The organism is Streptomyces sp. NPDC017520 (assembly GCF_044329855.1).
Lineage (GTDB): Bacteria > Actinomycetota > Actinomycetes > Streptomycetales > Streptomycetaceae > Streptomyces.
Genome location: NZ_JBIRKB010000001.1, coordinates 597,020 through 607,825, shown reverse-complemented (window position 1 = coordinate 607,825; position 10,806 = coordinate 597,020). Strand labels below are relative to the sequence as shown.

The 10,806-nt window shown below is 73.8% G+C and carries 7 protein-coding genes; 2 read left to right on the top strand and 5 right to left on the bottom strand.

The window, feature by feature from the left end; genetic code table 11:
• Positions 1-233: 233 nt before the first annotated feature.
• Positions 234-410 (top strand): alpha/beta hydrolase, encoded by a 177-nt coding sequence (locus ACH4KB_RS02685; RefSeq protein WP_398062866.1) that lies wholly within the window; start codon positions 234-236, stop codon positions 408-410.
• 136 nt (positions 411-546) lie between these two features.
• Here ACH4KB_RS02685 and ACH4KB_RS02680 read toward each other — a convergent pair whose 3' ends face one another.
• The 5 genes from ACH4KB_RS02680 to ACH4KB_RS02660 all read right to left on the bottom strand — a co-directional run bounded on the left by ACH4KB_RS02680 (position 547) and on the right by ACH4KB_RS02660 (position 8,817).
• The gene (locus tag ACH4KB_RS02680; RefSeq protein WP_398062864.1) at positions 547-1,539 is read right to left on the bottom strand and encodes a DUF389 domain-containing protein; all 993 of its coding nucleotides are present in this window, start codon (positions 1,537-1,539) and stop codon (positions 547-549) included.
• A 113-nt stretch (positions 1,540-1,652) separates the two neighbouring features.
• Entirely contained in the window at positions 1,653-3,779 is a 2,127-nt protein-coding gene (locus tag ACH4KB_RS02675; protein WP_398062862.1) for an ATP-binding protein, read from the bottom strand.
• Positions 3,776-4,480: a DUF4255 domain-containing protein gene (locus ACH4KB_RS02670; protein WP_398062860.1), complete on the bottom strand. Its 705-nt coding sequence runs from the start codon at positions 4,478-4,480 to the stop codon at positions 3,776-3,778. The genes ACH4KB_RS02675 and ACH4KB_RS02670 overlap by 4 nt, the downstream gene beginning before the upstream one ends.
• Entirely contained in the window at positions 4,477-7,782 is a 3,306-nt protein-coding gene (locus tag ACH4KB_RS02665; RefSeq protein ID WP_398062858.1) for a hypothetical protein, read from the bottom strand. The genes ACH4KB_RS02670 and ACH4KB_RS02665 overlap by 4 nt, the downstream gene beginning before the upstream one ends.
• Before the next feature lie 267 nt (positions 7,783-8,049).
• Entirely contained in the window at positions 8,050-8,817 is a 768-nt protein-coding gene (locus ACH4KB_RS02660) for a response regulator transcription factor (RefSeq protein WP_398062856.1), read from the bottom strand.
• Positions 8,818-9,055: 238 nt separating this feature from the next.
• Between ACH4KB_RS02660 and ACH4KB_RS02655 the strand changes: the two genes are divergently transcribed.
• Positions 9,056-10,354 (top strand): hydrolytic protein, encoded by a 1,299-nt coding sequence (locus ACH4KB_RS02655; RefSeq protein WP_398063338.1) that lies wholly within the window; start codon positions 9,056-9,058, stop codon positions 10,352-10,354.
• The last annotated feature ends 452 nt before the right edge of the window (positions 10,355-10,806 follow it).

Below are 10,806 nucleotides of genomic sequence, written 5' to 3'. Positions count from 1 at the left end.
CGCCCCCGGGGGCGGGGGCCCCCCCGCGCCCCGGCGGGGGGGGGGGGGCCCGCGCCCCCCCCCCCCCCCGGGCCCCCCGGGGGGGGGGGGGCCCCGCGGGCCCCCCGGGGGGGGGGGCCCCCACGGCCCACCGCCACCGTCACCGTCTCCCGCGACCGCTGCCGCGGCGTCCCCCGAGGCGGTCTCGGCCAGGCCGCCGTCGACGCCCCCGTGCGAAGGGGGCCCTGCCTCCGGTGCTCGTGGTCAACGCCCTGCACGACGTGGCCACCCCGCTCGCGGGCGCGCGGCGCATGGCGGACGCCTCCCCCAGGGCGTCCCTGCTCACGGTGGCCACCGTGGGCCACGGGATGTACGGCCTGAGCGCACCGGGACGGGCGATCGACGCCTACCTGAGCAGCCGGCGGAACTGAACCGGTCGGGCCGCACCGGCGGAAGCTGCTCCCCATGGCCGCACCGGCGGGAGCTACTCCCCATGGCCGCACCGGCGGGAGCTACTCCCCATGGCCGCACCGGCGGGGGGATGCTCCGCCGACGCGGCCGTGCGGGTCAGTCCCCGACCCGGCCGACCTGGAGCTGCCTGCCCTGGGTCGTCACCACCGCGACCGGCACCCCGTCGGGCACCTTCCCGCCGAGGTCCGCGAGGAGCCGGTCCAGCGGTGGCAGATCGGCCGGTGTGCGCACGGCGATGTACAGCGTCCGGGAGCGTGTCTGTACGTCGATGACCTGTGCTCCAGGCGTACCGGAGAGCCAGGCGGTCGCGGCCGCGGAGGTGCGTGTGGTCCAGACGTGGAGCAGAACGGTCACCGTGGTGCTGGCCGCGAGGACCAGGCCCACCGCGGCGAACAGCAGACCGAGCGCCGCGTAGGCACGGCGCGACGCGCGGGCCGGGTGCTCCTGCGCCTGGTCGAGCGCGGCGAAGACCACCATGCCGGCGAAGACCAGGGCGAGCAGGTTGGAGACGAAGAGCACCAGCGCGCCGAGCGCCAGCCACCAGGCGCCCTGTCCGGCGCAGACTCCGACGACGACCAGCGGCGGCACCAGCGAGATGGCGATGGCCACGCCGGGCAGCACGGCGGCGACGTCCTTGCGGGACAGTGCGAGCGCCCCGGCGAAGCCGGTCGCCAGGGCGGCCATCAGGTCCAGCAGGCCGGGCGAGGTCCGGCCGGCGATCTGGCTGTCCGACAGCAGGTCGTAGTGGGACGGCACGGCCAGCGAACCCACGGCGCCGACCGCCACCACGAGAAGCACCCCGGCGAGCACGAACCGGCCCGCCGAGCCGCGCCGGCCCTGTACGGCGCCGATGGCGATGCCCATGATCGGGGTGGACAGCGGCGCGATGATCATCGCGCCGATCACGGTGGCCGTGGAGTCGGTCAGAACACCGCCGGCCGCGATCACCGCGGAGAAGAACAGCATGGTCCAGAAGGCCGACTGCTTGGCGCGGGCGTCCCCGCACATGAGGTCCAGATCCTCGGCGAGTTCGGCCTGCGACCTCCGTTGACGCTCCGGAAGCACCCACGCGCGCAGCCCTGTGATCATCGGATCAGTATCGGAGCCGGGCCTCGGCGGGGGCGGCAGCCATCCGCGTGGTGTCATCCGATCGGCTCAGCAAGCCACCTCGCCGGCCGTCCTGCCGGTCACGGCCGGCTCCACTACCGCGGGGCCCGCCCCCGCTCCTTCGCCAGCCACGGCCCGAACTCGCTCTCCAGCACCAGCCGTCCGAGCTTGCGGTACTCCTGGAGCACCGCCGTGACGAGCTGGTCCATGTCCAGCGGCTTCCCCGACTCGGCCGCGAAGTACGCGGCGGTCACCGCGCAGGCCCGGATCGAACCGCCGGCCAGCTCGAACCGGTCCGCGCAGAACTCCAGGTCGAGCGCGGCGTCGCGCGGGATCGCCGGGCCCAGACAGCGGTCCCACAGGGCCAGGCGCTGCCGTGCGTCGGGCATCGGGAACTCGGCGATCACGTCGAGGCGGCGGGTGAACGCCTCGTCGAGGTTGGCCCGGAGATTGGTGGTGAGCACGGCGATGCCGTCGAAGGACTCCATGCGCTGGAGGAGGTAGGCCGACTCCACGTTGGCGTGTTTGTCGTGCGCGTCCTTGACCTGGGACCGTTTGCCGAAGATCGCGTCCGCCTCGTCGAACAGAAGGATGCCGTTGACGTCGGAAGCCTCGACGAAGATCCGCTCCAGGTTCTTCTCGGTCTCCCCGATGTACTTGTCCACCACCGTGGACAGGTCCACGACGTAGAGCTCCATGCCCAGTTCGGCGGCGATCACCTCGGCGGACATGGTCTTGCCGGTGCCGGACTCCCCGGCGAACAGGGCGATGACGCCCCTCCCCCGGCCGCCGCCCGGCCGCATCCGCCACTTTCCGAGGACCGTCTCGCGGTGGCGGGCGCGCAGGGCGAGCTCGCCGAGCTGGGTGCGGGTCGCCGGGGGCAGCACCAGGTCGTCCCAGCCGACCGCGGGCTCGATACGGCGGGCGAGCCGTTCCAGGCCCGCGCCGTTCTGGGCGCGGACCGCCGTCCGCAGGTCCTCCGGGGTCACCGGCCGCTGCCCGATGACGGCCAGCCGGGACGCGACGGTCGCCGCCCGGCGCAGTTGGCCGGAGTCGAGCCGGTAGGCGGCGGCGGACTCGATGAGAGCCTCGTCGGCGGACGCGTGCGCGGCGGACAGGCCGACCGTCCGGCCCGCTTCGGCCAGCGCGCGCGCCCACTGGCGCCCGGCACCGTCGGGGCCGGGGGGCGGGACGGTGACGGGCACCGGGCTCTCCGCCGACCACAGGGGGTCCCAGTTCTTCTTCCCGTACGCGATCAGGGGCGTGGAGCCGAGCGCCACGCACAGGGAACCGAGCAGCCGGGCCCCGTCGGGGCGTTCGGGGGCGAGCGTTTCGAGCGGGCCGAGGATCACCCCGGCCCGGCCGAGGCGGGCCTCGGTCGCCAGGGCCCGTACGAGCGGGGCCGGTTCGGCGGCGGTGGTGAGCGCCGCGACGTCCACGACCAGCGGGCGCCGGCCGGCCGCCGCCAGCGCCTCGACCGCGAGGACGCACGGGTCGCCGCCCCGGTCGAGGAGGTGCACCAGGCCGCTGCCCGTGCCGAGGGCCGCCGCGATCCGGGAGACCTCGGGGCGTTCGTCGGGCTCCCGGGAGGGCGTGGCCTCCTGGACGAGCCCGCGCAGCCGGCCGTCGGTCCCGTCGTCGCCGAGGAGGTGCGCGGTGACCCGGTCCGGTACGCGCAGGGTCCGGGAGAGCAGCGGGCGCTCGCCGTCCGTGATCTCCAGCAGCCCGCCCGCGACGAGCGGGGCGGACGGCGTGAAACGGAAGCGGCCGGTACCGGCGGCGGGCAGCCCGCAGAGTTCCAGGGCCAGGCCGATGGTGGGCCGGCGGCGGGTCAGGTCGTCGTTGAGGTAGCCGTACAGCCGCTCGAACCGGGTGTCGATGTCCGGGGCCACGGCGACCAGCAGGAGCTCGACGTCCAGCGGGGCGAGAGAGAAGCAGTCCGCCAGTCGGCCGAGCCGGCTCCCGGCCGGGGCGGCGGCCGGCAGGGCTCCGTCCTCGTACGCCGGTACGGGCGTGAACGCGTCACGGGTCTCCAGGATCCGTGCCGCGCCCTCGGGGGTGAGGTACTGCCCCCGGTAGGGGTCGTCGGGGTCCGGATCGACGGCCCGGCGAGCCGCTACGGCCTCCCGGACCCGCTGCTCGACGCGGCCGAGCCGCTCCCAGAGTTCCTCGACGCCGGTCAGGGGGCCGTGGCCGTGGAGCTGTTGTGGTGCCAGGGTCATCGCGCGGCGTTCCCCCGCTTGCGCCGGCCGGGCGGCAGACGCCGCTCGCGAGGCGCGGCGAAGCCCTGTCCGCCGGGGTCGGAGGCTCCCTCGTAGCGCAGGCGCCGGCCGGGGCCGTCGTCGCGGCCGTCCAGGTGGGGTGCGGTCTTCATCACGAGTCCTTCGGTGACGGGCGGGCCCGCGGGGGTGCGCTCCCCGGCCAGCGGTGCGACGACCCGCAGGTCGATCGCGGCCTTCAGCTCGCCGCCGAGGGCGGACCAGACGTCCGAGGCGGAGGGCCCGCCGGCTCCCGGCCCCGCCGCCTCCAGTTCCACGGTCAGGCCGAGTTCGGCGAGGCTTCCGGTGTGCATCCGGGCGGGCAGCACCTCCGAGCGGACGAGCACGCGCAACACCTCGGAGAGCAGCCGGTGTTCATCCTGCGGGCGGTTGGTCCAGGCGGTGACCAGATAGGTCAGCTCGAACCAGCGGGGCGGGGTCCGCCAGCCGGTGACCATGCCCTCCTCGTCGTGCGTCTCGGCCGTGCCGCTGCGCCGCCTGCCCGCGTCCTCGCGGATGCCGTGCAGGAAGACGCTGATGGTCGGGGCGTTGCGGCGGGCGGACCAGTCCTTGGTCGGGGCGTCGAAGACCAGGTCGACGCCGCTGTCCTCCAGCCCGGCCTCGGCCAGCAGCAGCCGCAGCCCCTCGTCGACCTCGTGGATCATCGGCGGATCACCTCGTCCGGCGGGGTGATGGTGCCGAGCACCACGAGGAAGTCGGTCTTCACGGGGCTGAAGCCGGGGCCCTTCGCGGTGATCGTGCGCGGCCCGGTCCGGTCCTTGGCCACGATGAGGAGCTGGGCGATGAACGTGCCGTCGCCCAGCGGCCGGGTCGGGGCCGCGGCGGCGGTGATCCCGGGCTTCCAGCTGAGGGTGACGGGCGCCCCGGGCGGGAAGTCCTTGCCCCGTACGGAGGTGACGAAGCCGGGCTTGCCGACGGCGGGCACCGAGACGATGCGGGGCTGGAGGATGCGGAGCGGGATCCGGGAGACGTTGTCGCGGAGGCTGGCGTCGGTGCCCGTGGTGGTGAGCGATGCCGTGATCGTCGTACGGAGGGCCTTGTCGGGCGACAGGACGACGCTGAGGACCGTGGACGCGCCGGGTGCGAGGTCGGGGAGCGTGCACGTGCCGCCGCCGGTGCAGCCCGCGGGGAGCGGTCCGGCGGGGATGCGTCCGGGCAGTCCGAGCTTCAGCCGGAGTCCGGTGGCGAGCGCGTTCCTGCCGTTGCGCACGGTGTACGTCACCACGACCTTGCCGCCGACGTAGCCGGGGCTGGGCTGGGCCCGCACGGTGACGCCGGGCCCGGCCTCGGGGGCGGGCGGCGGCGGCGCGGGGGCCGGCGGCGGGGGCGGCGTGGTCGTGGGCGGCGGGGCGGGGGTGGGCGTTGTCGGGGTCGGGGACGGCGCCGTGGGAGTGGGGGTGGGGGTCGGAGTAGGGGTGGGGGTCGGAGTGGGGGTGGGAGTGGGGGTCGGGGTCGGCGGTGGCACGTCCTCGACCGGGACGATCGTTCCGGTGGCGTTGTCCGTGGGGTTGGGGTCGAGGACCGCCCCGGTGACGGACCAGTTGATCCGCTGGTCACCGGTGGTCACGCCGGTCAGCCGGGCCGTGACCGTCACCTTCGCCCCGGGCGGCACGATGCCGAGGTCGCACTGGGGCGTACCGGCGGCGCAGGTCCCGGCGTCGGTGGTCAGCTCCTCCAGCCGTACGCCGGGCGGGGCGTCGACGGTGAGGAGGGTGCCGGGCGAGGGCGAGGGTCCCCGGTTGGTGACGGTGATCGCCACCTCGGTGGACGAGCCGACCTCCACCGGGTCTCCGGTGGGCGGTGCGGTCAGCGACAGGTCGACCGACTGCTGGAAGGCGGGCTCCTTCTGCCGTCCGTTGTGCGTGTTGTCGAGGGGGGCCATGTCGCCGGAGGCGATGTCGAGTACGGAGAGCTGCTCCATGGAGTTCGCCGCGAGCTCCCGGCGCGAGGTGAACAGAAGCTTGCTGCCGTCGGGGGACCAGGCCACGTCACGGGGCTGGTGGGGGCCGGTCACGGAGGTGTCGGGGACGGGCAGGTCGCAGCCGTCGGGGTTGTCCTTCTGGACGGAGGGCAGCACGACCCGGCAGCCGCCGCCGCGCAGGGGCTTGATGAGGACCCCGGCCTGCTGGTTGTTCCGGCCACCGCCGTCCTTGCGGTTGAAGGCCACCTTCTTGCCGTCCGGGGAGAACGCGGGGCTGTCGTCGATGACCTCGCAGTCGCCGGGGCAGATGGTGTCGCTCAGATCCCGCTGGCGGTCGAGGTCCGCCACCGGTGCGACCCAGATGTGCTTGTTGCCGCCGTTGCCGTTGATGACCTGCCTGCGGGTGAAGGCGAGGTTGACACCGTCGGAGGACCAGGTCGGCTGGGCGACGTCGCCCGCCTCCTGGCCCGGGGGCGGCGGGACCTCGTCGAGGATCGCGCCGGTGGCGACGTCCGCGATGTGGATGCGGCTCCGGCCCCCCTTGTCCCCGACGCCGCCGGGCGAGGTACGGGTGAACGCGAGCTTGGTGCCGTCGGGCGAGAAGGTGGGGTCGGTGTCCCAGTCCGTGGGGCCGCGCCCGTCGAGCTCCAGCACCTCCGCGTTCCTGCCGTCGGCGTCGACCATCCAGATCCGCTCGATCCGCCCTTCGGCGCCGTCCTCGAAGCGGGTGACGACGATGCGCCGGCCGTCGGGCGTGTAGTTCTGCCGCTCGTGCCACGGGTCGTACCCGGGATCCGGACTGAACAGGGGGTTCTTGGTGTGGTCCGTGTTCGTGCGGGCCTTCGGGTCCTCCTTCAGGATGGTGAGACCCAGGTCGCGGGGGTCGGAGCCGTCCTGGCGGACGTCCTGGAGCGTCACGATCTGCGCGGCGGCCAGCAGCTCGTCCGGCGCGTCCGGCTTCTTGACGGTCTCCGGTTCCGGGGTGATCCGGGGGACGATGACGGTCCCAGCCGGGGCGAACCAGGTGGGCGGCCCCAGCTCGCGGTTCTCCTTGACCAGTTGGTCAGGCGGCGCGTCGCCCTCGAACGCGGTCACCCGGTAGGCGTGGTCGAAGTCGTCGCAGCCGCAGGTGTGGTACGGGCTGAGGAAGACGATGTCCTTGCCGTCCGGCAGCCAGGAGGCCGAGCGGGTGCCCCACTCGGCGTGCGCACCGGCCAGCAGCGGCCGGTCGGTCCCGATGCCCTGGGTGGCCCGCAGTTCGGTGCCGTCGTCGACGGCCGGGTCGGGGTTCGTGGTGAGGGTGTACGCGACAAGGCCCCGGCGGGCGTCGTCCTCCACCGGGTTCCAGGACGGCTCGGTGGCGTCGCCGGCCGGCGCGTCGCTGATCCGGGTGAGCGGGCCGCCGGCGACGTCCCGCACGAATATCTGCCACCCTCCCAGGGCGTCGCAGGCGTACGCGATCTTCTTGCCGTCCGGGGACCAGGTCGGGGACTCCTCGTTGTCCGGGGTGTTGCTGAGCCGGCGCAGGTTCTTGCCGTCGACGCCGATCGTCCACAGGTCGCGCTGGACCGTGCCGTCGGGCCCGGTCTCCGCCGAGTCGAAGACGACGGTCCGGCCGTCCGGGGAGAGTTCGGGGTGGGCCGCGTCCCGGTTGGTGGTGAGCCTGCTCACCGATCCGTCCGCGGCGCGCAGGTACACCTGGGGCCGGGCGCTGTCACGCAGGCTGGTGAAGACCAGGAGTTCCCCCCGGGCGGAGGGGTCCTGGTCGTAGTGGGTGGGGCCCTCACCGAACAGCGGGTCGGTGGTGTCCTTGTCGTTGGCCCGCCCCAGGCTGCGGTGTTCCGTGCCGGCGAAGGCGACGCGCCCCGCCTGGAGCGGTTCGGCGTCCGCCGCGGCGGCGACGGCCTCGGCGGCCGCGTGCGGGGCGGCGGCCGAGCCGACCAGCAGCAGGGGTGCCAACAGCACCACCGCACCGGTCAGTCGGCCCAGCCGGGAATGCTTTGCCGGGCCAGCAGTGCCGGTCACGGCCCACCTCACAGTCTGTCGATGACTCTCCACCGGCCAGCTTCGCCCCCGCGCGGGGGCGAAGGACAGGCCGCGAGTACCCCGGACGGGGGAAGGGATCGCTGCCCTTTGCGGCGGTGCGGCACCCGGGCGGGGCACCGGGGCGGGGCACCACGCCCGGGCACCACGCCCGGGCACCACGCCCGGGGCGTCGGGGCCCTGGCGTCCGCGCGCCCGGGCCTCCCGCGCCCCGCCGGGGCCTCCGGCCGGGCGCGGGGCGACGGGCCCTCAGATCAGCCCGTGCCGCATCGCGTATCCGACCGCGTGGGCCCGGTTGCGCAGTTCGAGCCGGGTCGCGACCTCGTGCAGCACGTTCTTGACGGTGCGTTCGGAGTACGAGGTCTTCTGCGCGATCTCCGCGGTGTCGCAGCCCTCCGAGACCAGCCGGATCATCTCCGCCTCGCGCGCGGTGAGGGTGGAGAGCGTGAGCCCCCGGGGGTCGAGGACCGTCCGCTGGAGGGAGCTGACGTGGTCGAGGAGCTTGCCGAGCAGATCGCCGGGCAGGACGCCTTCGCCGTTGGCCATCGCCCGCACCAGGTGGACGAGCCGGTCCTGGTCGGCCTCGCCGCGCCGGAGCACGGCGGCGACCCCGCACTCGATCATGGTCTGGAGGGCGCCCGACTCGAAGAACCCCACGACCAGTCCGGTGCGGGTGGAGGTGTTGCGCTGGAGGCGGTGCAGGAGTTGGACGGTGGGCTCGTCGACCACGTCCACCACGACCAGCGAGACCTGGGCCCGGTCCGCCTCGGCCTCCGGCAGCAGTTCTATCTCGGGCCGCACGCGCAGTTGGTGGATCATGCCGGTCTGCAGGATCAGGTCCTCCGCGTACACCGCCACGGAGACCCTGCCCCCGGGCACACCCCCGGGGCCCGCCGTGCGGCGGTGCGCCGCGTCGGGCCTGCGGTAGTGCCCGCGCGCCGCCGTGCCGTTGGCGTTCGCCGTGCCGTTCGCGGTCGCGTTCGCCGTGCTGTTCGTCGTGTCCGTGATCGTCGTCATCGTTCCGTGCCCGTCTTCCTCAGGTACTTCAGCCCGTTGTGCCTGCTCGTCCTCATGCCGCCGCCCGCCGGCCGGGGCACGGCCCGCGAGCGCGCGGAGAGGGCGCGGGGACACTGTGCCGAGGGGCCCGCGGGGCACCACCCCTGCCCGCTTGTTGCCCTCGCGTCTCTGCTGCCGAGCGGTGCGGGCGGCCTAACGTCGCAGAGTGACCACATCTGCCGAACTCGAAAGCCCCACGGTGACGGTGTCGCCTGGCGGTACCGCGACGACCACCCTGACCGTGCGCAACGACGGCGACATCGTCGAGGCCTACACACTTGAGGTGGTCGGCGACTGCGCCGCCTGGAGTTCCGTCGAGCCGGCGCGTGTGTCGCTGTACCCGGGCACCTCCGAGACGGTGACCCTGACCTTCGCCCCGCCGCGCTCCCACGAGGTCCGGGCGGGTGAAACCCCCCTGGCCGTACGGGTCCTGCCCGCGGAGCGGCCCGAGTCGGTGGTGGTCCCCGAGGGCACGGTGACCGTGGAGCCCTTCCACGAGCTCCGCACGGAGCTGGAACCGCGCCGCCGCCGGGGCTGGCTGGGCGCCCGCTTCGGCGCCGCGGTGCAGAACAAGGGGAACACCCCGGTCGATGTGGCCCTCGCGGGCAAGCAGGCCGGGGAGGATCTCCGGCTCACCTTCACGCCGGACAAGAAGCGACTGGAGCCGGGAGAGTCGGCGGAGGTCCGGCTGAAGGTCCGGGCCCGGGCGCTGATCTGGTTCGGGGAGCCCGTCACCTGGCCGTTCGAGGTCCGGGCGACCGAGGGCGCCGAAGGGGAGGCCGAGGACGAGCAGCCCGGGGGACCCGAGCCGCTGCCCGGGGAGTTCGCGCAGATACCGGTGCTGCCCAAGTGGCTGCTGATCGTGCTGGCCGCACTGCTGGCCCTGCTGCTCGCGTGGTTCGCCCTGGTGCGGCCCGCGGTGAAGAGCACGGCCGAGCAGGCGGGGACGAAGGCCGCGCAGAAGGAGACCCAGCGGGGCAAGGAGCAGGGGTCGGTGCCGCCCGGCGGCGCGGAGAACCCGGCAGGCGGTCAGGGAGAGGGGGCCGGTCCGGATGGAACGGGCCCCGGCACGGGCGGCGGTTCCGGCCCGGCCGGTTCCGGCGGAGGCGGCGGCACCGGCGGGAGCGGTGGCGGTGGCGGCGCGCAGCACTCCAAGACCATCGACGTGAAGACCTCGGCGGGCAGGTCGGCCGAGGGCGTCTACAAGGTTCCGGCCGGGAAGGTGTTCGGCGTCACCGACATCGTGGTGGCGAACTTCCAGGGGGACGAGGGCATCGTGACGATCTCCTTCGGAGAGAACAAGATCACGACGATCGCGCTGGAAACCTTCCGCAACCAGGACTATCACTGGGTCACCCCCATTCAGGTACCGGAGAACGCCACCGTCACCGCGTCCGTCACCTGTGCCAAGCCCGGCACTCCGGCCACCGGTACGCAGGCTTCCGGGTGCCATCAGGTTCTGAATGTCAGCGGCGAACTGAGCGATCTCGCACGATAGAAACAGCGACGTCGGGCGTTCTGCTTCGTCTGCCGACGAGACAACAGCAGAAACCCGGTCGAGAGGAAACCCGGCGTGCCGGGAGGTGGCGGATTCGCCCTCCCCGGTACACCGGAGGTCTCGACCAGTTCGGTCGCCCGCGGCCACGACAGCATCGGAAGAATATCCGCACCCGGTGGCCGCGGGCACGAACATGCCTGCTCAGAAACGGTCCTGACGGCCCGGTGGCGGATGGAGGGTGCCCGTTCGGAGCGTTCCCATGCCCGTTTTCCGCGCCCGTATACGACCGAATCCACCCACCTTCTCGGCGCATTCTGGCCGAATCGCGTCACCTCGGTCCGTCCCCCGGTGGCCCCGGACGGCGCTCGGCCTTCCGTGGTTTACCGGGAAAAAGAGATACCAAACACATCAGACCCTGGCGCGGCGCCCGCCTTTCGCTCAGCCCCTGGCGG

Bases quoted from the DNA above. Each gene is read 5' to 3' on its own strand.
- ACH4KB_RS02680 (WP_398062864.1), bottom strand. From the start codon at position 1,539: ATGATCACAGGGCTGCGCGCGTGGGTGCTTCCGGAGCGTCAACGGAGG.
- ACH4KB_RS02670 (WP_398062860.1), bottom strand. From the start codon at position 4,480: ATGATCCACGAGGTCGACGAGGGGCTGCGGCTGCTGCTGGCCGAGGCC.
- ACH4KB_RS02675 (WP_398062862.1), bottom strand. From the start codon at position 3,779: ATGACCCTGGCACCACAACAGCTCCACGGCCACGGCCCCCTGACCGGC.
- ACH4KB_RS02660 (WP_398062856.1), bottom strand. From the start codon at position 8,817: ATGACGACGATCACGGACACGACGAACAGCACGGCGAACGCGACCGCG.